Genomic DNA, 22,081 nt, shown 5'->3' with positions numbered 1-22,081 from the left:
TCCTCGTATACTAAGTTTCAGAAAGTTTTTTTATCGAATTTCCAGTCCGATACGCTCCTTGACAATCGCATATCTTGGGTGGTTGCCTTTGTGGGAGGGGCGCGCCCCTCCCACAAAGGGTTGAGCGTACCGGGGTTGGACTTTTCGCAATGTTCCTGGATAATGGTCTTAGGATCATCGGGGATACTCTTCTCACTCCTGTAGCTTTGACTACTTGTAAAGTCTGTCTCCTCGGCCCCTGTTTGGACGTCTAACCCGCAGGCTGTTCCCGTTGGTTTTCCCCATGCTGGAAGGAGCAGCTTCCAGGGCAGCCCATGGTCCAACGTGAGTTCTCATATGCGAGGGTGACTGGTCAACAGGCGCGATCCGGGGGCATCCCGAAGAGTCCTACCCCTCGATCCTACAACAATAGGAGGTGATCTCATGAAACTCTACGTCGGGATCGACGTGAGCTCACGCGACTTAGCCACCTGCATTATGGATCATGAAGGAAATACGTGCGCACGCTTCAAAGTGGATAATCATCTTCTGGGCGCCACCTTCCTTCGGGATCAAATCCTCCTGTGGGCTAACAAGCGAAAGCCAACCGAAATTCTGATCGGGATGGAAGCCACCTCGGTCTACAGTTGGCATCCAGCTATGTTTTTCCACCAGCAGGAGGCCTTGCAGGCTTGGAACGTCAAGGTGTTTACGATCAATCCAAAGCTCATTCGCAAGTTTAAAGAAGCCTATGTCGACTTGGAGAAAACGGATGACATCGATGCTTGGATCATTGCGGATCGGCTTCGCTTCGGCCGTCTGAAGATGACGGCTGTCCTCAAGGAGCAGTTTCTCGCGCTTCAGCGACTGACACGCATGCGATATCATCTCGTCCACCAGTTAACCCGTGAGAAACAGTATTTTCTCCAGCACTTGTTTTACAAATGCAGTTCCTTTACCCAAGAGGTGGACAGTTCGATCTTCGGACATGCCATTCTCGAACTGCTGCTTGAGTCGTGGAGCCTCGATGACATCTGCCAAATGGATGTCAAGCAGTTGGCCGACTTCCTGCGCCAAAAAGGGCGCAATCGCTTTGCCGATCCGGAATGCATCGCCAAGTCGATTCAAAAGGCGGCCCGTTCGTCGTATCGGTTGTCCAAGTGTGTCGAGGATTCCATCGACTTGCTGTTAGGGCTGTCGATTCAATCAATCCGCAGCCTGCAATCGCAGCTCAAAGAGCTCGATAAAGCCATTACCCGCCATCTTGAAGGCATTCCGAACACACTGCAAACCATCCCAGGCATCGGACCGGTTTATACCGCAGGCATCCTGGCCGAAATCGGGCAAATCGAGCGGTTTCACAACCAGGCCGCCTTGGCAAAATATGCCGGCTTGACATGGTCCAAGCACCAATCGGGCCGTTTTCAAGCCGAGGACACCTCCCTCATTCGTTCCGGCAATCGCTATCTCCGTTACTACCTAGTGGAGGCTGCCAACTCGGTGCAACGGCATGATGCGACGTTTCGTGCGTACTACCGGAAGAAGTATGAGGAAGTGCCCAAACACCAACATAAACGAGCCCTCGTCCTCACCGCTAGAAAACTCGTGCGTGTGATCGATGCGCTGCTACGCAACGGTCAAATCTACACGCCAAGAAAGGGGGAAGATCGATAAGAGGATCGATCTGGTATACCAATATCAACCTTTAGACCCAGTTTATTACATGTACCAATACTGGGTTTCTTCAGTATTGCCTTTTTTCGGATCATCGGACAAGGGAATTTCCAATTTCTATGATTTTTCACCTTGACATATTACCGCAGGACTTTATCAAACAGTTCTTTAACTGTTTGAATAGCATCTGTAGTAGATCTTGCGAACCTATCTAGCTTAGTTACAACTAAAGTATCTCCTTCTTCCAATACGCTTAACAGTTTTTGGAACTCCGGTCGATCTTTTTTTGTTCCAGTAAACTTTTCTTTATAGATTATGTCACATCCTTCTTTTTCCAGCGCCTGTATTTGAGCTTCCAAATCTTGATAAACAGTTGATACCCTCGCATAGCCATATTTCATGAGTGTAGCCTCCTATCAGCCCAATTTATGACACTAAGTTATGACACTTCTTTATATACTGATATTACTACACTCATGAATCGGGGTCAAAACTTAAAAGTTATGATACTAAATGTCTAAATAAATCATATAGAGAATATAAAAAATAGCATGGTTCCCCTCCCTTGATTAGGAGAGGTAAGGCATGCTATTTGTTACATATAAGTAAAAGTGCACGGAGCACTAATAACCGTACACTATCTTTTTGGCCAATGAGCGCGAGATATTAAATAATAGTTCTTCTCTTTTCTGGATATTGTGCTGAAGTTGATCTAGGTTCCGTATCTCTAAGCCCTGTCTATGTTCTGACAACAATCCGCATTGCGGATGCTCCGGTATCTTCCAAAATGCTTTAACAGCATCATCATGTAAAAGAAAGTAAAATTCATCACAATAATCTAAATACGTCCTCCACTTATGATCTTGAAGAAAATCAACTTGCGATACCTTTACTTCAATAATCACAATTCTCCCATTTTCATTAAATCCAACCACATCCGCACGCCGGCCATTCGGCAGCGTCCATTCACTTGCTACGACATATCCTTGCTGATAAAGCCATTTCATAGCTTTATTTTGAAGCTCCCCATGCCTTTTCAATTCTTTAACAGACAACGTATTAGAAGCTTCTACCGACTCCATATAAGTCTTTATCGTGCTTTTCTTGAGATTCTTCAACTCATTTTCAATCTCTTTCTGTTCATTTCTAATACGCTTCAATTCCTTCTGCAGCCGTTTCAATTCAGATTGTAAGTCTTCGGCTAAACCGGTTGGAAGTCGATAACGGCCATCTTTCGGAATCGAAAATATATCTCCCCTAATCCGATTAATATCAATATCGTAATCCCATAGACATTTCTTTCCCTGCTTAACACGTTTTTCATACGAAATAACTAGCCCATCTAAGTCACAAATATAGTAGACATAATCGTTTTCATCATAGCGAATAACATTCCGTTTTCCAAATTCCAATCAATCTTTCCGTTCTCAATAACGACCAACTTTCCGCAGTTTAAACAAATCATTAATCTTCCAGCCAATTGTAAAGTGGTACTCTTCTTACATATGGCTTCTTTTCTAGTTGTTCTAGCTTCTGAATTTTCTCTTGAATCAGTTGTTCTTTGGCTGTTTTTAAATTTTCTCTTGCTTTATCTTTTGCTCGGCGTAATTCCAGATCGTAAATTTTATTTGCTAGTGCTGTTGCAAGGTAATCCCTAAAGGAGTTAACTTTTCCTTGATTATATTTATCTATAACTTTCCGGACAACAGCTTTAAAGCTTCGTTCAGATAATTCGTCCTTAGTAGCTTCTCTAAAATTGCTAATGATTAAATTAATCATTTCATCGTTATGAGAAATAGGCGAAATTTCTTCGTTATTAGAAGAAATTCGCTTATCATCATCATAATTTATATATATATTATTATTATTATTATTAACTTTCTTCTTAGGATTATTAGTCTTAGTATTATTATTATCCTTGTTTTCCGTATTCGTTGTTTCCGTATCCTGATTTTCAGGAAACGGGTTTTCGTTTGAATCCACAGCTTTTTCTCTTTTTCTTTTTTTCACGGTTTTCACGGTTTTGTACTCAATAAGTAAAGTCTTCCCGTTCTCTTCTGCCCATTTTTTTAGATTTTCTATTTCATTTGCAACATCCTCTTTTTCATCTGAAAAAAGATAAATCATTTCTTCAAAGTGTTTACCAACGACTTGAATTCTTGCGAAATACCCTAATTCGATCAACTCGTTTATAACTTTGTAATGAGCATCACGGCCATTTTTAGAACGACTAATAATTTCTTTCATATGTATTTCCCAATCTTTTGTATTAGACAAGAAAATGGACAGCAACCCTTTTGCTTGCAGCGTTGCTTCTTTATCGTTTAAAAGTGAATTGGAAATTTGTGTGTATTTCTCTTTTCTTACGTTTCTATAACTTTCTTTTCTCTGTGTCATTATTCTCCTCCTCCTATTTACTATTTAGGAAAAGGAAAAAGCGCCTGCCTGTCGTGTTTTCGTGTTTTGGGTACGACAAACAAGCGCTCAACATAATAAAATGACAATATTTAACCTCTTGAAATACTTTCATCTATGCATTAAAATTAAAGAATAGAGTGAAAGATTTCAAAAGAGTCTTGAGGCAAGTGTTTGTCGTGGGGTGGACACGACGAACACGGTATAAGGATGTTGGCAGCATCCTTATACACGCTTTAAGGCTCTTTTTCTTTTTCCGAACATTATTAAGTTATTTTTTATTTTAACTCTATTAGATGAAATGTACAATCAAAATTTTGATTGATTTAAAAACTTTTTTGCAATACAATACCATCCAAAATTCTTCCCATTTAGCCCAATAATCAAAATCAAAACCTTATTTCTTAGTACTTCTGGTCATCACTCTCTTTATCTGTCACATCAAAAAAGGAACTCCCCATATATTCGAAGTATCTGTTTGTAACACAGTCTGGGCTACAAAAAAATTCGTTTATTGATCGCTGTATTCAATTTCCATTGAAACATCTATTTCTTTATTACAATTACCACACAATCACGGTTGTGATTTACAACAATTAAAACATGTTTTGTTGTGATTCACAACATTTCTTTTGTGTTTTTATAACATTTTTGTTATAATAATATCAAAAGTGTTATCAATTCTCTGTGGAGGACATAATATGTATGAAGTAATCTTTTATCAAGATAACCGTGGCCGTTCTCCTGTAAAAGATTTCCTTGACAAACTCCAATCTAAAGCCAAAACGAACAAACAAGCAAAACAACTGTACAAAAAATTTATTTTGTATATAGAAGTATTAGTTCAATCCGGAACAAGGGCAGGTCTTCCATACACTCGATATATAGGAAATGGAATTTGGGAGCTTCGTCCAAAAGATTATAGAGTTTTCTTTTTCGGATGGGATGGTAACAAAATTGTTTTGTTACATACCTGTCGAAAGACTACTCAAAAAACGCCACAAAAAGAGATAGACAAAGCGATCAAAGAAATGGCTGATTGGATCAAGAATGGGAAAAATCGGTTATAACACACTCATTTATCCAGGGGGGTGCATACCCTCTGGATGAATGAAGATTACTTAAAAATTTATAAAGTATAGGATTACGGAGGTGCCGTTAATGAATTGGGAAGAATATAAAAAAGAAATAACTGCAATTGATAGGGAGGAACTAGAACAGATCGAAATTGTCGCCCAACTCATAGCACGTAGAAAACAAATGGGTCTGACGCAAAGTGATTTAGCGAAAAAAGCCGGATTAAAGCAGTCAGCTATTGCACGACTCGAGCGAGAAGCAGTGATTCCGCGATTGGATACACTCGAGAAGATTGCAAGAGCACTCGGCTTAAAATTAGCTTTGGTAGATGAAGAAGCTTGTACTTATGTCTAAACATATGTCTAAACAAAAAATCCACCCTAATTTATCCAAGGGTGGATTTTTTTTATATCATTTAAAGAAGGAGAAGGATTATAGCATGTAGAACGTTTACTGTAACGCATAAGAAAGGAGTTACATAAGTTGGAAAACATTGAAAAAGCTTATAGCACAAAAGAGATTAGTGTAACATTGGGAATCGGTAATAGTACACTTAGAAAATGGTGTCTAGCTCTTGAAAAGAACGGATATAAGTTCTTTAGGAACGACAGAGAACAGCGTTTATTTGTAGATAGCGATTTAATTACACTCAAACACTTTCAGCAACTAGTCCAAAATCACAATATGCAATTGGATGACGCAGCAAGAATCGTTGTAGATAGATTCGGAAAAGGTCCGTTCCAGGAAAGAACGGATATCGTTCCAGTAGAACGGCGTGATTTCAACCGTTCTAATGAACGTTCTAATGAGAGGATAAATCAGCAACTGTTAGAACACATAAGAACGCAGGAAGAATACATGAAAAAGCAAGAAAAATTTAATGAAGAACTTTTACGTCGTTTGGATCAGCAAAAGCAATATATAAATAAAAGGCTTGATGAGCATGATAAGCTACTAACAGCTTCATTAAAGGCGAGCCTCGAGGCAAAAAAGAAAGAATCTTTTTGGAGTAGATTCTTCAAAATAAAAAAAAAGACAGCTAATTGAAAATGAGCTGTCTTTATCTTTTTAGAACTCTTTCCCAATACCAATAAAACCATTAGTTCTTTTTTTATATTTATAAGTAGTATTATTAATTTTGCGTTCCACTTCCTCTTCTTCTTTATTTATCTTACGTTCCACTTCCTCTTTAATTTTTTGCTCACGCAGCATTTTTTTTATGAAAGTAGCTTTTCTCTTTTTTCCTTCTAGCCATTCCCAAATGTCTCGATCGCTTTCACCAAAAACAATTTCTACTCGTTTTTTAAATGGCTCATTGTTGTTCATCTTGACCAATTCCTTCCATTAATCCGTATTTATAAAAACCCAACACATTAGCCAATTCGCTGTTATCCATATATTCAGCGATACCTATTTCATCATCGAATAATTTTTTAATCAAAAGATTTGCAGCTCCACCTGTAACTAAAATCTTTTGCATACGGCCAAAACCTTTATATGTAGTTTTAATAGCACTTGAGATGTTTCTAGTGAAGATTTTTCGTTGCTCCATAACAATATCAGTTATGTCGATCTTTTGTATCCCATCCGGAGACCACAAGTATTTCCCTTGATCATTCCCATCTCTTATAACTTTTTCCACTTCATATTCACTAATAGTATACCCTTTTGCTGTTAAATGTTTTTTTACCGTCTCATAAAGAGTGTAGGCACCTTGAGATAACTGGTTTCGTCTATCATCAACCATATTCATTTTTTTAAGCGCATCAATTAAAACTGTACCCCCACCTATGTCAACAACTCCTATATTGGCATTTAAAAGAGGGGTATCTTTTAAAATACCTTCTTCATCTGTGACAACGTTAATAACGGTTCCGATCGGCTGCGGTAATACAAATAATTTCTTTACACGAATATTCAATGATTTCTCATCAACTGTAACATTATGGTCTCCCTTTAAAGCTTTTTTAATTTTTTCAAGGGCTGATTCTTGAGTGTAGTCGCTTGTTGGAACACCTGTTACAACAGCAACCTCAAGTATTCCGTCTTGAGCGTCTGGAAAGTCTAGAGCCAATTCCGCTAATGCAAAATCGGCTAACAGTTTAAATTCTCTACTAGAATAACGCGCAGAACCAAAGCCGATTGTGTCCACTACAATATCAACAACATCTTCATCCAGTTCCGTTCCCCATACATAAGTAAAGTCGTCTTTACTCGAAATGAAATCACGAACATCTTTCTCGGATTTTGCAAATCTAAGCAAATTTCTGTTTCCGTATTGGGAAGCTTCAACAAACCTACTTGGCAGCACCTTCGTTTTTTTGGCTGACTTTATTTTGACTTGTTTGTTCCCTAAGTCCAATGCGAATAATTCCATTAAAATTCATCCCTTCTCTTTCAATTTGTAAATTAAGATAATACGTGAATTAATACGGAATATAAACCGTAATATCTTGACTATACGACAAATAATACGGTAATATATACGTATAGTCAAGATGTTTTTTTAATAAACCGTTAATTTTACCGTATTAATTAATGCATATTGATTTGTCTGACAAAACAAAATGAAAGAAGGAAGGAATTTTATGTTATTTCAATTGTTGACATTATTTTTAATATTATTTGTAGGAATTGTTATTCTGTACACAGTATTTAAATGTATTTTAAAATTAAGTTCTTCTTTAATCCATGGGCTAATAAAAATAGCTTCTGGTATAGTTTTACTAAGTCTTGTAGGATGGATAATGTTTTTAAAATAATTAAAAAAAAGTAAGAAAAACTTATTTTTTTCTTACTCTTTTATATGTATTTTTTTTATAACTATATGTAATGTATTTATTAACCATCATCATTCTTTTCAGCTTCCCTCATTTCATTACTTATCATTTCATTTCTTATGTTGTAAACTGTATTTCTGGATAGGCCTGTTGTTTCAGCAATTTGCTTAATCGGTACATTATTATTAAGCATTGAGAGAACCTTGTAGTATATTTTTCGATCGTTTGGATCATCTGCAAACTGAGAGTACTTTTTGGGTCTACCTTTTGTACCTTTTGCTTTACAAACGCCCAGTGCTTGTCTCTTTCTGATACCTTCTCTGATATATTCAATTTCTCTGTTATTTATCCATGTCAAAATATAAATAAGTTGTCGGATGAATATTTTCTGTACATTAATATCCTCAATGTTTATATCATCAATAGGTATTTCTAAAATTAAAAGACCTATATTTTTCATGTCAAGTTGACGCAGGATCTCTACAATATCATTTGTATTATCCCCAAGAACATCTATACTGTTAACAACTAAAAAGTCATTGGTATTTAACGTTTCTATACACTCTTTTAAATTATCTTGATAATGATTTTCATTGGACTTTTCCTTTATTTCAGTGATAATTTTATCAACATTATGTTTTTTTAAACTTTCGAACTGTTCTTCTATTGTTTGAGTAGAAATATTCCTTATATAACCAACTTTCCTGTATTCGCTCATATATTCACCTCCTTTGCTATATTTGTTATCTTGACGCAAGTACATAATATTCATTCAAACGTTGATAAAAAAACAAACATGTTATAAAACATATGTATAATGATAATTATTCTAATATCCTTAGTGATTTCGTAGAAATAAGAATAAACTAACCCATTCACCAAGAAAGGAATAAAAAATATATCAAAGTGCAGAATTGCAAAAAGTAAATTTGAAAAAAAAATAGCTATTTTTTTTCCTAAGACATCCTCAAATACAAAAGGAAGCCATTTTCGAAAAATAAATTCTTCCAGTATTGGAGATATAAGTAATGGTAAAATAATTTTTATATAATTATGATTAATACCTTGGTTAATGTTTTCTGTCGATGATACGTTTAACTGTAAAAGGCATCTTATATATGAAAATACTAAACTAAATATAATTATGATTAAAGTCCCTTTTATGATCATAAAAGGTTTATATAGTTTATTGAACAATTTATTATCCTCCTTGAAAAGAGACAACAAATATAAGAATATACACTCTTATATTTGTTGTCACAATGGTATTTCCTTTTTTCTTAATCATTTTCAAAAATTAAAGGATGCGTTTTATAAAATTGGTTCTTCCTCGTATGTTGGCTCGGCAATATAAGAATATGTGAAATAAATATTATCTTCACCACAAAAAGGACAACATGCAGGTTTGTCATTTATATCTGTGTTTACATAAAAATTTTTCTTACAATTTCTACATTCTACCGTTACAATTTTCATGATTTTCATTCCTAATCACTCCTGTTTTTCCAAATTCCTTCATCGCCGCCAAAATTCTTTTTGGCTTTTTTCATACGTAAAAGGTACACAAAAGATACACGGATAGATGATCACTCAAATTCAAAGAAGACTTTTCCCTCTTTAATTACGAGTGCAGCTTCAAATGTTTTGCCTGATTTACTCTTAAAACCTTTAATTTTGGTTGTTCGTCCTTTTTCTAGCAAATCCTTGATGTTCTTTTCTGTGAGCTTTTTGCCAGCAATAGTACGATTAATAGAGAATTTACAGCCGTTTTTATACTCGCTGCACCCGATAAAAGTCTTTCGATCCACCATTTCACCTTTTTTGCAGCAAGGACAAGTACCTTTGCTATGACTCTTTTTTTCATCATTTACTGCATTTTCAACTTTTGTCGAATTAATTTTTCCAGGTGCTTTTTGAATCAAATCGACTATAAATTTATTAATATTGGCGATAAATGTTTCCGTAGATCCGTTGCTTTCTGCTATTTTTCGCAAATAACTTTCCCATTTTGCTGTCATTGAAGGGCTTGAAAGAAGTGTTCCTTCGATTGCTTCGCATAAAATTTCGCCTTTTTTCGTCACGTAAACGATGTTCTTTTTCACTTCGATATAGCCACTATTTTTTACAGCTTCGATGATCCCTGCCCTTGTCGCTTCTGTTCCGATTCCTTCAACTTCTTTTAAGATTTCGCTGTCAGCTTCGTCGTCTACCATTTTTCCCGCAGTTTTCATCAAATTAATTAAACCACCTTCTGTAAAGGGCTTAGGAGGCCTTGTATGCCCTTTTTTTCTTTTTAGGATAGATAATACCTTTTCGCCATCAGAAACGCTAGGAAGGGCTTTTATTTCGTTATTTTCACTATTCTCACTTTCTTTTTCGATAACTTGCTCATTTGAAAATAGCGATTTCCAACCTTCATCAAGTTCAATTTTCCCCACAGTTTCAAACTCAACTCCATTGACTACTGTAAGAATCCGTGTTTCAACATAACGATAATCCGAATGAAACATAGCTAACGTATTCCGGACGATTTCAAAATAAATGTTCCTTTCCTCGTTTGATAATGAACTGATGGCATTCTCATCAGGTATCGTTTTAGTTGGAATAATTGCGTAGTGTTCCTGAACTTTCGATCCATCAACGTAGCGTTTATTTGGATTCGCTTCAAATTCGACATTCAGAATCTTTTTATAATCATCGAGTTTGCTAACTAAGTAAGAAAATTCATTTTCTGTAATGAAATTGCAGTCTGTACGAGGGTATGTAACCATTTTTTTTTCGTACAGCGATTGCATTGTTTCTAACACTTTGGAAGGACTGTATTTCCATTTCTTGTTGGCAACTGTTTGTAGAGTTGACAAAGAGTGTAATTTAGGCGATTTTATCCGTTTTTCCTTTTTCTCAACTTTATGAATAGATCCTTCGATTTCGGATTCAAGAGACAAGAGTTTTTCTTTTAAAAATTCTGTTAATTCCTCGATTGTATCTTTTTTGATGTTTGCTTTCCCTTCATAAGTGCCGTTTTGTGCTTTAAATTGCCCAATTAGTTCAAAGAAGGGCTTCGATACAAAATTTTCGATTTCTTTTTGCCGTTGATAAATCATGTAAACGAGTGGTGATTGACAGCGACCTACACTTAGAACCGTATTTAAGCCTTTATTTCTCAATAACATGGTGTAAAGTCTGCTTGCGTTCATTCCTACAAGCCAATCGGATATTTGACGAGTTCTCGCTTCATTATACATGAGCAAGTCTTTTTTATTATCTTTCAGGTTGCTGAATCCTTTACGGATTTCATCCACTTCCAATGAGTTGATCCACAACCTTTTTATTGTCTTATTTTTTGCACCGGTCATGTAATAAATGGAGTAAAAAATATTGGATCCTTCCCGATCTATATCACAAGCGTTGATTAATATATCAGCTTCAACAAATAGTTTCTTCACAACATTAAATTGTTTGGATACAGATTGTTTAACGCGATACTCAAATCGCTCTGGAATGATCGGCAAATGGTCTAAAGACCATTTTTTCCAATCCGAGTTGTATTCGTGCGGCTCTTTTAATTCCACTAAATGTCCAATACCCCACGTAATAAAAGCTTTATCATTAAAAAAACGGTTATCAACCACTTCGATGTAACCGTCTTTCATTTTTGTGTTTTGGAATGCATCTGCATATGCTTTCGCTTGACTAGGTTTTTCTGCAAGGATGACTGTTTTTTTCATGTGTTTATCCTCCTTTAAAAAATAAAAATAAAATGGATTCTTTTGTTATCAATAAGAATCCATTTTACCTTTCTAAAATATAATTAAGCTCTTTTTCTCTTTGTAGCTTCTTCATTTTTACCACATATTTTAATTGGTCATTCCAATCCCAGCTTTTTTCTTTTTCGATGTTTTTTGGTTTATCTGGAATCTCCGGTTGGAAACTATACGTGGTTCCATCCTTTCTCTTAACTTCCAAGAATTTAAATTTTTCTAAAAAATTGAGTCCACCTGCATCATTATCTACACATAGAGAAATACTTTCGGGAACATCTTTTAATATTTCCTTTGCCTTAACAAAATAATTAAAAACAGTTGTATGTTTAAGTCCCTCCATACTTATAAACCAAGTATCTTTAGTATTTTTTTTATATAAGGTAGCATAACTAAGTGCGTCAATAGACGATTCAAAAAATTTTAAATGTTTAGGCTGGCCAAACAGAAAATTAAATCCAAATCCAAGTGTAGAATTTTTTTGGATATTCTTCCAAGTGCCACGTTTATATTTATCGGACCGAATGGTTCCTTGTTCAAAACATCCTAAAATGTTTTCTTTATATTTCCAAATAAAAAGAACATTATTGAATTTATCCTGTTTAATCAAGCCTTCTTCATGTAATTTGTCTACTAATGCAGCATCAATTTTTCTCTCTTTTATGAGATATTCTCTAGCCTTATCGAAATTCGGAACTTCTTTTTCTGGAGAGTATTCAAATGGTTCAACTACAAAGGTAACTTTTTTGCTATCTTGATAATTCCCTTCTAATAATTTTTTAATGGAGTTTTTAAATGATAAACCTTCAAATTCCCTTATAAAATTAATAATATTGCCACTTACCCCTCGGCTATTCCAGAAAAAAGCATTTTTCTTTCTGTCTATCACACAACTATCATGATCTACTAATCTATAGTATCGATCAGTATCGCGTTTTATAGGAATCCCATTAGTAAGACAATAATCTATAATATCAATAGACATGGCTTTTTCAATAGTTTCTTTTGAATACATAATAAATTTCCTCCCTTTATCTTTTCCAAACCATAAAAGACAAAAAAACAAAAGAACGAATGCAATCTATAAACGAAAGTCTTTTCTCGAATGCCTTACCAAAACAATATTGAACATTCGAAAATAATGATGAAAATTGCAGCAAAAAAGATCAAGCTCTCAATTTTTCCGCCATTGATGTAATAGAAATTTCCAAAACGAATTTGCTTATCACTCATAGGTAAAAGTAATTTGATACCTGGCTTACTGAATCCATCTGCCACAAGATGGATCAGGTATCCCAAAATAAAATAAAATGTAAACATAACACTAAAATTAAGGAAGCTCACTAATAACACTAATGTCATCAAAACTAAAACTAGAAAAAACATCGAATGAGTCACACCTCGATGGCCAAATATTGTACTTAAGAAGTTTGATATTTTTCTGGTCCTACAACCAATCCATGAAACTTCTTCATCAATATCCGGGAGCAACGTTCCTATTGCCAAAGCTGTTATTGTACCGGCACTGAGCGTGTCGGTAGTAGCCATGAGAGGTAAACCAATGCTCATAGCTGTAGCTAAATGAGTTCTATGTCTCATTTTTGTCCCTCCACTCTAATTTCAAAAATAAAAAAAGGTGAGACTTAATTTAAAGACTCACCTTTAAAAGACTCTTATCGTTCTAGACCTAGTTGTTTAAAATGATTCAACGCTTGTAATTTTTTTAAGTTATTTGTCTTATTCTTTGTTGGAGATTCTATATTTAATAAATCTTCTAATTCGGTAAGGCGCTTTTCCTTTTCTTTTAGTTCTTCTTCCTGAGGAAAAGGTTTTGTCAGTTCTAGTTTCGCATTTTCCAGCTGTTCTTGTACGTTACTTAAATCTGCTTTTGTTTTTTTGTATCGTTCAGGCATAGTGTCTAATGTGTTGTCTAAACGAGTAATATTTCCGTAGACATCTTTACCTAAAATTGTACGGTGACTAACTGCATTTTTAAGTTCAATAATAAATTCGCTTGAAAAAGCGTCATAAGATAAATTCATTTTAAAACCGCAGTAAGAACCTATTTCTTTAGGACCAATACCATCCATATTTTTACAGGCTTCTAAGATAGCTTTTCCGGCGGTTTCTTTATCAGTGTAGGTTTTTCCGTTTATTTCCATACTTGAAAACTTTTTGTTATCATCTCCTCTATTTTTAGAAAGAACATCGAGATCTTTCTCAAATCCTTTAAGTTTTTCAGAAAGTTGTTTAATTTGTTGAGGATATGTTTTTAGAACTTTATCCTCTAGCATATGTTTTTGACTTAAATAACTAGATTTCAAGGTTTTTAACTTTGTAACTTGAACTTCCAAGTCCATTTTTTCTTTTATGAGTGGATTTCCAGTTGCAAGTGCTTTGATCTCCGCATAAGAAAGGGCAGCTTCATCAACATCTTGAGCACTTCTTGCAGGTGATTTACTCGTCATAATTTGAGAGATAAATTTTTGTTTATTTTCCACTAGCTGATATAAATAAGCGTCAAATGTATTTTCAGTTACATACCGAAATATTTTCACTTTTTTATTTTCATTTCCCTGTCTTACAATTCTACCCATTCTTTGTTCCAGATCTGAAGGCTTCCATGGACAATCAAGATCGTGTAGAGCAATTAGCTTATCTTGAACATTTGTTCCGGCACCCATTTTTTGTGTAGAACCAAGGAGAAAACGAATTTCCCCAGTCCGGACTTTTGCAAAGAGTTCATCTTTTTGCTTTTCGTTTTTAGCATCATGAATAAAAGCTATTTCATCAGATGGTACACCTTTTTCAATTAATTTATTTTTAATATCATCATATACATTAAATTCCCCATCTCCTTTAGGCGTTGATAAATCACAAAATATAATCTGTGTTGAACGTTTATCTTTAGTTTCTTTCCAAATATCAAAAGCGTTTTGCACACAGGCAGAGACTTTACTATTTTCATCATCCGGTAGATTTTCATTAATGAGTCGTTGATCAAGTGCAAGCTTTCTTCCATCATTCGTAATCTTTAACATGTTGTCTTCACTAGGATTTACTAAACCATTCCTGACTAATTCCGCACGCTCAGCCAAACTTTTAACTATACTCTGTTGATACTCAGATGGTTTTGCAACAATTGTTGAAAACTCGGCTTCCGGTACGGGTAGATTTAACATATCTGCAGTTTTAATGTCTGCTATTTCCTTGAACATATTCATTAGCTCAGGAAGGTTGTAAAATTTAGAAAAACGTGTCTTCAAGCGATAACCTGTACCTTCCGGAGCCAGCTCAATCGCCGTTTCAGTTTCCCCAAAAGTACTTGCCCAAGCATCAAAATTTTCTAACCCATGTTTCTTTAAAACATCGTATTGTAAATAGCGCTGCATAGTATATAGTTCAGTCATACTATTACTAATCGGCGTTCCGGTTGCAAAAACAACCCCTTTTCCTCCTGTTATTTCGCTCATATAGCGACATTTCATGAACATATCTGTCGATTTTTTTGCTTCTGTTTGCCCAACTCCGGCAACATTTCGCATTTTAGTGTATAAAAATAGATTTTTATAGCTATGTGCTTCATCAACAAAGAGACGATCAATCCCTAATTCCTCGAAGGTTACCACATCATCTTTACGACTTTGATCATTTAATTTAGCCAGTCGTGCATTAAGACTCTTTTTTGTTCTTTCCAACTCTTTAATACTAAATTTATCTCCATTTTCCCTTTTTAAACGTTCTATTCCATTTGTAATGTCCTCAATTTGTTCATTAAGTACCTTTTTTTGATGCTCAATGGACATTGGAATTTTTTCAAATTGACTATGGCCAATGATAACTGCATCATAATCACCAGTAGCAATACGGCTACAAAACTTTTTCCGATTTTTAGGTTCAAAATCTTTTTTTGTCGCAACTAAGATATTAGCCGATGGGTAAAGCTGTAAAAATTCAGCTCCCCATTGCTCTGTAAGGTGATTCGGCACTACAAATAAAGATTTTTGACACAATCCTAACCTCTTGCTTTCCATTGCTGCAGCAATCATTTCATAAGTTTTTCCTGCCCCTACAACATGCGCTAATAAAGTATTTCCACCATACAGAATATGTGCTACAGCATTTCTTTGATGTTCCCGTAAACTAATCATTGGATTCATTCCAGGGAAAGAAAGATGACTCCCATCATACTCACGTGGACGGATTGAATTAAATTTCTCATTATATAATTTTACAAGCCGATTACGTCTCTCTGGATCTCGCCATATCCAATCTGTAAAAGCTTGTTTGAGGGCATCTTGTTTTTGCCGTGCTAACATAGTCTCTCGCTGATTTATCACATATTTTTCGTTACCATGTTCATCAGTAACCTTATCCATAATACGGACGTCTTTTAAATTTAATGTTTCTTCTAATATCTTATAGGCGTTCATTCGAGTTGTGCCAAATGTACTCTCTGCTAAGATATTACCTTTATCTTTTGACTTTCCTTTTATATACCAACTAGATGTTATTGGGGAATAACTAACACCCATATCAAATTTAGAATAATTAGGTGTTTTTAGGACCTCGAACATAAAATCTTCGATATCTTTAGGAGGAATCCAGGTAGAGCCTAATTTCACAAAAATTTCGCTTGCATCTAATTCTTTAGGTAAAGCTTTTTCTAAAGACTGAATGTTATAATTTAATGCTTCAATCTCTTTCTCTACTTTTTTTGTTTCAGCATAGTCAACCGGGTATTCAGAATGAAGGCTTCGTAATACTCTTTCTAATTCGTTTTTCTTTTCAGAAGCTACTTTCAGTTTTTCCCTAATGTTCCCACTAAGATAAGCGTCTGCTGTTTCAAAGTCATTTGTTCCTGGATTACGGAAAATAACTCCTTTTAGCTCATTTATTATTTCCGTTTGGTCCATATTTGTAAGCTGTGACATGTAGTTAAGATCTACTTTCCCTTTCTCGCTTAGGGACAAAGCTAAGGCCTCACTTGCGGTATCAACATGCGTTGGGATTATATGCTTCCTAATAGTTCTTTTCGTAAATATATCTGCTTTTCTCTTGAAGTTATTATTAGAGTCCAGAACTTCAAGAGAAGCTAATAAAGCATAAGAAGAATCGCCTTCAAATGCTTTCATGTTCTTTTTATCGTTCAATCTTCCGAATTTTCCGACAAAATCATCATATTGATGATTTAACTTTTCTTGTGATTTTTTAATATAAGAATCATCGTAATCATTTGTCTGATATTCAATAAGTTCCCGAACGGTGTCTCTTAATTTAATCAATCCTATTACTCGTTCTTTTTCATTTTGATTTAGATCTTGTTTAATCATTTGAGAGTTTTCCCTGTAATAGACATCATTATTAACAATCGCATAACTAAAATTTCGAACAGACGCAGGTATAACAGAAATTTCATCACTTATTTGTTCATCTATCTCATGTTCATTCTCTTTATATGAACCTCGAATATTTGAAATAGCCTTTTCTAATTGATCGTCTAAACTAATATTTTCAAAAGGTTCACATGTACTTTCTGTACGACCGTACTGTGTAGTTTTCATTTTCATAGTGCCTAAAACCATTTCGGGATGTTCGATAAAATATCGATTCATACGAATACCATCTTCTGTAGTCCCAACATGTACCCAGTCAGGTATATCCTCTGATAAGTGCTCTCTTTTTTGTAAGAAAATAATATCTGCGGTAACTTCTGTTCCTGCGTTCTTAAATGCGTTATTAGGAAGTCGAATTGCACCTATTAAATCAGCTCTTTGTGCAATATATTTGCGTACTTCTTCATTCTCTTTATCCATTGTACCTTTCGAGGTAATGAGAGCAATAATACCACCAGGACGTACTTTATCTAATGTTTTGGCAAAGAAATAATCATGAATAAGAAAACCATATTTATCATAACGAGAATCAGCTACTTGATATTGACCAAAAGGTACATTACCTATGGCAACATCAAAGAAGTAATCAGGAAAATCAGTATTTTCAAATCCGTCAATAGTAATATTAGCTTTTTGATATAACTGTTTAGCGATCCGACCGGATAAATCATCTAATTCAACACCATAAAAAACACTGTCTGATAAAGTTTCCGGTAAAAGGCCCATGAAATTTCCAATCCCGCAAGAAGGTTCCAAAATATTTCCTTTTTTAAATCCCATATTTTCAAGAGCCTGATACATAGCTTTAATAATAACCGGAGAAGTATAATGCGAGTTTAAAGTAGATTCTCTAGCACTTGCATATTCTGCATCAGTTAACAATTCCTTTAATTCAATATATTCATTTGCCCATGCTTCATTATCTCTATCAAAAGCCGAAGATAGCCCTCCCCATCCAACATAACGCGATAATACTTCTTGTTCTTCAGGAGTGGCTAATCTATTTTCTGCTTCTATCTTCTTCAAAGTCTTAATAGCTTCTATATTCCAATTAAATTTGGTTTTAGGACCTGCAGCACCTAATTCATTATTGGTAATGTGAAAATTTTTAGAAATAGAAACAGCAGTGGCATTTTGTTCCACTGCTGTTTTATTGATTTCTTTTTCCGTAATAGAAAAAGCAGTGGAATTTTCCTCCACTGCTACTGGGAATAAACTCAATTGTTCTTCTTCTTTTTCATCTATACGTAAATCATTTCCCGTAAGATGACTTCTTCTGCCATCCCCCGGATATTGTTCACTTCTTGGATCCATTTCATCTGATCTTCGGCTTTGAGTTCCTCTGTCACTCCGTATTGTTCCATCAACTTTTTCGTCATTATTTCCATTCGCTTGTTCGCTTGCTCGTTGATGTCGACTAGATGTTGATGAAGCTGACCTTGAATCGATAGACTCTCGTAGAGAATCGTGTTGTTTTCCATCAGATGTTTTCTCCTTAAGCTGCCATACTTCCCTATCGGCTTTTCGTTCATTGTTAACTCCAAGTTGGGAATTAGATATTCCCCCTCTCCCTCTAAGCGATAAGTCCCGCCCTCTTTCTCGAAACTCGATTCCTTCACTACTGGAGTGTATATCCCGTTCTCCACGTAATATTCCTTTTCTCCCAGAGTCACTTTTTTCATTTTCTTCATTACCCCTCTCTTTAATATGCCTTTTAGAGGCTTCATTTTCGCTTCTAAGCCGTTCTTTTTCTGTGCTTGTATTATAACTTGCGGCAACATTTTCCCGCAAGTTTTTATTTGTTTTTTCTAGGGACTGTTTTTCAAATTCTTGAATCTTATCTTGAATCTTAGTTGAAATGTTGGTGTAATTACTCATGGTTTCAGCAACTAATACACCTAATATCTCTAATGGAATTTTTTTGTTAGAAAAGTATTTAATATTATCAAAAACATCCCTATTTTGATAATAAAGACTAGGATTCAGTCCCATTCTTTTCAAAATCATGTAAGTAATGGACTGAATTTCTAACTCCTGCAACATTTTTTTTGTTTCTGAAGATAGTTCTTTCTTTGAAGAAGTTAACTTATCGTCTAAACTAGATACATCTACACTTTTTTGAACATATCTTGCCACTCTATCTTCAAGTGACAAATTTGTGTTTGGTAACCCTCTGTCAATTTCTAACCCAGCCAATACCGTCTCATGTTGATCTTTATTAAATTTCCATATTGTGGCATCTTGAGTAGTGTACTTAGTTTTATGTGTATCAGATATATCAAAAACATATCGTATTTTGGGAGGATAAGAAGAATGATCCAAAATTTGTATCCCTTTTGCTCCCTTATTGACCCATCGATGAAATCTCTTATTCCATAGATCCATACTTGCCACCGCAGTAGCAGTAGGTCTTTGTGCATAAATAAGTAACTGATTTTGAAATGAATATTTGTTTGTATAGCAAGCACTATCAAGAAAACTGATCCAATTGTCTCCTGTTTCAACGATTTCATTTACCTTTGCATATAATAGGTGTTGAATATTATTTACCTTACCCATATTATGCACCTTCTTTCTTAAATCTCTTTATCTTTGCTTCTTACCATCATTTTTAAAACATCAATATTTTTTTGTCTTTTCTCTAGAGTTTTATTTTTTTCTTTCAGAAAAGTATTTGAGCTTTTTTCAAGTTTCAAGAAAGTCTCTCTGTCAACTAGTTGTTTGTCAAAAATATGGTGTAGTGGTTGAACATACTGATCATTTTCATACGTACAAGTAAAAGTTGTTATTAACTTTTTCCCTTCTGGTATGGCTAATGTATAAGTCACAGTACTGTTTTTATTCAGTTCTAAATCACGATTGTTACCTACACCAAATGGTTCAAATTCTTGAGATACTCCGTGTATATATATCATGGGTTCATTTATATATCGATCTGGTACATTATTAGGTACATATGCTGTTACTCTTGCTCTTGACATCAATTCTGCATAATCATACATTTCTTTAATTTCAGCAATTCGTTCCTCACTAAGTTTCCGATTAAATTTTTTGTCGGCCAATGATAACACCTCTCTTTTCGTCGTACTCTACAAACAAAAACATATTATGCGACAAAGCATCGTCAAAAGCCTTAGAATAAAATCGAATTTCATCATCAGAAACACGCAGCGTTACAGTTTTATCAAAAATATAATTTGCTAATGTTAGTTCATTTGCTTCAGCATTAATTTCCTCAATCATATATAAGTCAAAAGATTCTTCAATATAATCTTTAAGCAAATTATCCAATTTTATCACCCTTTCATAAGATTTTTATACTCACCCAAAGAAGGTATCAACAATAAGTACAACTAACCCATAAATTGCCATAATCAAAATCAAAGGACCCCAACCTAACTCTTCTTCTGGCACGACACACACCTACCTCACTCATTAGTATTTTTTTAACATTAGAGAGAATTTCTTTCTTGTTCCATTGCAATTTTTTGTTGAAGGTACTCATAATCCTTTTGTGCACGATATTTTTCGTAGTCACAAAATAATGCCTTTTTAATTTGATAAAGATTTTTAGAATTTAAAAGTGGTTTAATATAATAACGCTTTTTCTCTATAAGTTTTGAATTTTTATTTCCGAAATTTTTATCCTTTTCTTGAAAACCATTTGTTTCTCTATTTTCATACTTATTTCTATACATTTCTAAAGTATTGATATGTTTTTTTATTTCCTTTAACAATGAATTGCCTAACCTTTTTTGGATGTCTTTCATCTGGTTTTGAGCATAATCTTTTTCTTTACGCTGCGATTCTCCAAATAACTCTTTTCTATAAACACTTTCTTTTTCAATTAAAGAGATATATTCCTGGTAGTCAGGGTTATCTTTCATTAAGGATTTTGTTATAAGATCAATTTTTCTTCTAGTTTTTTCAGGCATGTGCCGACTACCATACTGCCAATATTTCTTGTTAGAAGGTAATTCCATATAAATTTCTTGTAATAGCTTTGTTTGCTCTAGGTCTTCTCTGTTTTGCGAAAAATATTTTTTAATCTCACTAACAAGTGTATTTCTCAATTCTGAAATCCTCGATAATTCTGCTGTACGGTCAACAAGTGCATTTGCAAAGATACTTTTCATATTATCAAGAGTTGATTGCTTTCGTTTCCCTTTAGGAGCCAAATATTCAATACCTGTTGTCTCATCCTTGACCTTAATTAGTGGTCTAGTATTTCGTGCTTCAACTGTTCCAAAATGAATGTGAATATGCTCAGTATTTCTGTGTATACTGGCAAACCAATATCCAGATTCTATTTCTTCATCCTTAAACATTTTCTCCATCATTTTTCTACTTGCTTGTTGAATCCTCTGTTCGTCTAGTTCATTATTTTCCGGATTATATATCCCTTCTTTTATAAGAAATTCGGTATCAAATGATATGACATCCTGATAAAACACCGAACCGTTTTGTTGTGCATTATGGATGATTTTATGAACATTTTTTATATCCTCTCTTGTCATTTTTTCCTTATCAATAGAAAAAACGCCCGGAATAAATCCAGGACGTTCAGTAATATCTTGTTCGACCTTAATAAAATCCGAAATTTTATCTTTAATAACTTTAAGTTCTTTCAATTCATCATCTGTTTTGTTTTTTTTCTTTTCTAAAGCATATTGTCTACTCATATAAGCTATATATTTTTCATAATCGACTTCTGATGAATTAAAAAGTAAACTGTTTGAATTTAATATGAAATTTGCTTCGACCTCTTTTTCAGATAACGTTTCTTTATTGTTTAATGATGAAAAAGTTTTCCCTCTCATATCGTATCTTTCAATCACTGTTTCAATCCTTTTGATCTCATCATTTTCTCTAGAAATATTCTTTTGACTTAAAGCATTTTTTCGAGTCATGTATTTCAGATATGAACTAAAACTCTTTGCATCCGGTGTGGTAAACTGAGAAGTTAAAATTATCGAAGGACTGCCCAATTTTATCACCC

Annotated in this window: 19 protein-coding genes and 1 pseudogene; 4 read left to right on the top strand and 16 right to left on the bottom strand. The window is 34.5% G+C overall.

From position 1 onward, the window contains the following. Positions 1-423 precede the first annotated feature (423 nt). Positions 424-1,653 carry an IS110 family transposase gene (locus NSQ61_RS19905; RefSeq protein ID WP_027725928.1) on the top strand — a complete coding sequence of 410 codons (1,230 nt, stop codon included), beginning with the start codon at positions 424-426 and terminating at the stop codon, positions 1,651-1,653. Positions 1,654-1,805: 152 nt separating this feature from the next. On the opposite strand, the pseudogene NSQ61_RS19900 reads toward NSQ61_RS19905, so the two are convergent. The 3 genes and pseudogenes from NSQ61_RS19900 to NSQ61_RS19890 all read right to left on the bottom strand — a co-directional run. Then, a pseudogene (locus NSQ61_RS19900) lies at positions 1,806-2,054 on the bottom strand (recombinase family protein); the annotation flags it as partial. Between the two features lie 222 nt (positions 2,055-2,276). Beyond that, entirely contained in the window at positions 2,277-3,065 is a 789-nt protein-coding gene (locus tag NSQ61_RS19895; protein WP_340808284.1) for an MmcB family DNA repair protein, read from the bottom strand. 52 nt (positions 3,066-3,117) lie between these two features. After that, positions 3,118-4,050, bottom strand: a complete 933-nt coding sequence (locus tag NSQ61_RS19890) for a hypothetical protein (protein WP_340808282.1) — start codon at positions 4,048-4,050, stop codon at positions 3,118-3,120. A 719-nt stretch (positions 4,051-4,769) separates the two neighbouring features. Here NSQ61_RS19890 and NSQ61_RS19885 point away from each other — a divergent pair. The 3 genes from NSQ61_RS19885 (at position 4,770) to NSQ61_RS19875 (ending at position 6,192) form a co-directional block, all read left to right on the top strand. Further along, entirely contained in the window at positions 4,770-5,138 is a 369-nt protein-coding gene (locus NSQ61_RS19885) for a type II toxin-antitoxin system RelE/ParE family toxin (protein ID WP_340808280.1), read from the top strand. A 91-nt stretch (positions 5,139-5,229) separates the two neighbouring features. After that, entirely contained in the window at positions 5,230-5,499 is a 270-nt protein-coding gene (locus NSQ61_RS19880; RefSeq protein WP_340808278.1) for a helix-turn-helix domain-containing protein, read from the top strand. A gap of 129 nt (positions 5,500-5,628) precedes the next feature. After that, entirely contained in the window at positions 5,629-6,192 is a 564-nt protein-coding gene (locus NSQ61_RS19875) for a hypothetical protein (protein ID WP_340808277.1), read from the top strand. Between the two features lie 21 nt (positions 6,193-6,213). Here the strand turns inward: NSQ61_RS19875 and NSQ61_RS19870 are convergent, their stop codons facing one another. The 13 genes from NSQ61_RS19870 to mobP2 form a co-directional block, all read right to left on the bottom strand. Then, the gene (locus NSQ61_RS19870) at positions 6,214-6,471 is read right to left on the bottom strand and encodes a hypothetical protein (protein ID WP_340808275.1); all 258 of its coding nucleotides are present in this window, start codon (positions 6,469-6,471) and stop codon (positions 6,214-6,216) included. Further along, positions 6,458-7,522, bottom strand: a complete 1,065-nt coding sequence (locus NSQ61_RS19865) for a ParM/StbA family protein (protein WP_340808272.1) — start codon at positions 7,520-7,522, stop codon at positions 6,458-6,460. The genes NSQ61_RS19870 and NSQ61_RS19865 overlap by 14 nt, the downstream gene beginning before the upstream one ends. A 464-nt stretch (positions 7,523-7,986) precedes the next feature. Further along, positions 7,987-8,643 carry a recombinase family protein gene (locus tag NSQ61_RS19860; RefSeq protein WP_340808271.1) on the bottom strand — a complete coding sequence of 219 codons (657 nt, stop codon included), beginning with the start codon at positions 8,641-8,643 and terminating at the stop codon, positions 7,987-7,989. Positions 8,644-8,693: 50 nt separating this feature from the next. Beyond that, positions 8,694-9,095 carry a lysostaphin resistance A-like protein gene (locus NSQ61_RS20425; RefSeq protein WP_445659471.1) on the bottom strand — a complete coding sequence of 134 codons (402 nt, stop codon included), beginning with the start codon at positions 9,093-9,095 and terminating at the stop codon, positions 8,694-8,696. 141 nt (positions 9,096-9,236) lie between these two features. Then, complete coding sequence (locus NSQ61_RS19855) at positions 9,237-9,410, bottom strand: hypothetical protein (protein WP_340808270.1); 174 nt, start codon at positions 9,408-9,410, stop codon at positions 9,237-9,239. A gap of 101 nt (positions 9,411-9,511) precedes the next feature. After that, positions 9,512-11,653, bottom strand: a complete 2,142-nt coding sequence (locus NSQ61_RS19850) for a type IA DNA topoisomerase (protein WP_340808269.1) — start codon at positions 11,651-11,653, stop codon at positions 9,512-9,514. Positions 11,654-11,717: 64 nt separating this feature from the next. Next, a complete protein-coding gene (locus tag NSQ61_RS19845; RefSeq protein WP_340808268.1) occupies positions 11,718-12,701 on the bottom strand; it encodes a DUF3991 domain-containing protein in 984 nt (327 codons plus the stop codon). Between the two features lie 95 nt (positions 12,702-12,796). Next, positions 12,797-13,285, bottom strand: coding sequence for a metal-dependent hydrolase (locus NSQ61_RS19840; protein ID WP_340808266.1), 489 nt, complete (start codon positions 13,283-13,285; stop codon positions 12,797-12,799). A 74-nt stretch (positions 13,286-13,359) separates the two neighbouring features. Next, positions 13,360-15,837 (bottom strand): helicase-related protein, encoded by a 2,478-nt coding sequence (locus NSQ61_RS20420; protein WP_445659470.1) that lies wholly within the window; start codon positions 15,835-15,837, stop codon positions 13,360-13,362. 2,486 nt (positions 15,838-18,323) lie between these two features. After that, positions 18,324-18,614, bottom strand: coding sequence for a TnpV protein (locus tag NSQ61_RS20415; RefSeq protein ID WP_445659469.1), 291 nt, complete (start codon positions 18,612-18,614; stop codon positions 18,324-18,326). A 1,044-nt stretch (positions 18,615-19,658) separates the two neighbouring features. Beyond that, complete coding sequence (locus tag NSQ61_RS19830) at positions 19,659-20,144, bottom strand: hypothetical protein (RefSeq protein WP_340808264.1); 486 nt, start codon at positions 20,142-20,144, stop codon at positions 19,659-19,661. Continuing rightward, positions 20,125-20,373 (bottom strand): DUF5511 family protein, encoded by a 249-nt coding sequence (locus NSQ61_RS19825; RefSeq protein ID WP_340808263.1) that lies wholly within the window; start codon positions 20,371-20,373, stop codon positions 20,125-20,127. The genes NSQ61_RS19830 and NSQ61_RS19825 overlap by 20 nt, the downstream gene beginning before the upstream one ends. 161 nt (positions 20,374-20,534) lie before the next feature. Then, the gene (mobP2, locus tag NSQ61_RS19820; RefSeq protein WP_340808261.1) at positions 20,535-22,070 is read right to left on the bottom strand and encodes a MobP2 family relaxase; all 1,536 of its coding nucleotides are present in this window, start codon (positions 22,068-22,070) and stop codon (positions 20,535-20,537) included. Positions 22,071-22,081 lie beyond the last annotated feature (11 nt).

It is taken from the genome of Aeribacillus sp. FSL K6-1121 (assembly GCF_038003725.1).
Classification (GTDB): Bacteria; Bacillota; Bacilli; order Bacillales; family Aeribacillaceae; genus Aeribacillus; species Aeribacillus composti.
This window is presented reverse-complemented; position numbering and strand designations above follow the sequence as displayed.

What these genes read in the sequence shown, in the direction of transcription:
- NSQ61_RS19905 (WP_027725928.1), top strand. Translation starts at nt 424, where the DNA reads ATGAAACTCTACGTCGGGATCGACGTGAGCTCACGCGACTTAGCCACC.
- NSQ61_RS19890 (WP_340808282.1), bottom strand. Translation starts at nt 4,050, where the DNA reads ATGACACAGAGAAAAGAAAGTTATAGAAACGTAAGAAAAGAGAAATAC.
- NSQ61_RS19885 (WP_340808280.1), top strand. Translation starts at nt 4,770, where the DNA reads ATGTATGAAGTAATCTTTTATCAAGATAACCGTGGCCGTTCTCCTGTA.
- NSQ61_RS19880 (WP_340808278.1), top strand. Translation starts at nt 5,230, where the DNA reads ATGAATTGGGAAGAATATAAAAAAGAAATAACTGCAATTGATAGGGAG.
- NSQ61_RS19870 (WP_340808275.1), bottom strand. Translation starts at nt 6,471, where the DNA reads ATGAACAACAATGAGCCATTTAAAAAACGAGTAGAAATTGTTTTTGGT.
- NSQ61_RS19865 (WP_340808272.1), bottom strand. Translation starts at nt 7,522, where the DNA reads ATGGAATTATTCGCATTGGACTTAGGGAACAAACAAGTCAAAATAAAG.
- NSQ61_RS19860 (WP_340808271.1), bottom strand. Translation starts at nt 8,643, where the DNA reads ATGAGCGAATACAGGAAAGTTGGTTATATAAGGAATATTTCTACTCAA.
- NSQ61_RS20425 (WP_445659471.1), bottom strand. Translation starts at nt 9,095, where the DNA reads ATGATCATAAAAGGGACTTTAATCATAATTATATTTAGTTTAGTATTT.
- NSQ61_RS19855 (WP_340808270.1), bottom strand. Translation starts at nt 9,410, where the DNA reads ATGAAAATCATGAAAATTGTAACGGTAGAATGTAGAAATTGTAAGAAA.
- NSQ61_RS19850 (WP_340808269.1), bottom strand. Translation starts at nt 11,653, where the DNA reads ATGAAAAAAACAGTCATCCTTGCAGAAAAACCTAGTCAAGCGAAAGCA.
- NSQ61_RS19845 (WP_340808268.1), bottom strand. Translation starts at nt 12,701, where the DNA reads ATGTATTCAAAAGAAACTATTGAAAAAGCCATGTCTATTGATATTATA.
- NSQ61_RS19840 (WP_340808266.1), bottom strand. Translation starts at nt 13,285, where the DNA reads ATGAGACATAGAACTCATTTAGCTACAGCTATGAGCATTGGTTTACCT.
- NSQ61_RS20420 (WP_445659470.1), bottom strand. Translation starts at nt 15,837, where the DNA reads ATGATTAGTTTACGGGAACATCAAAGAAATGCTGTAGCACATATTCTG.
- NSQ61_RS20415 (WP_445659469.1), bottom strand. Translation starts at nt 18,614, where the DNA reads ATGAACGAAAAGCCGATAGGGAAGTATGGCAGCTTAAGGAGAAAACAT.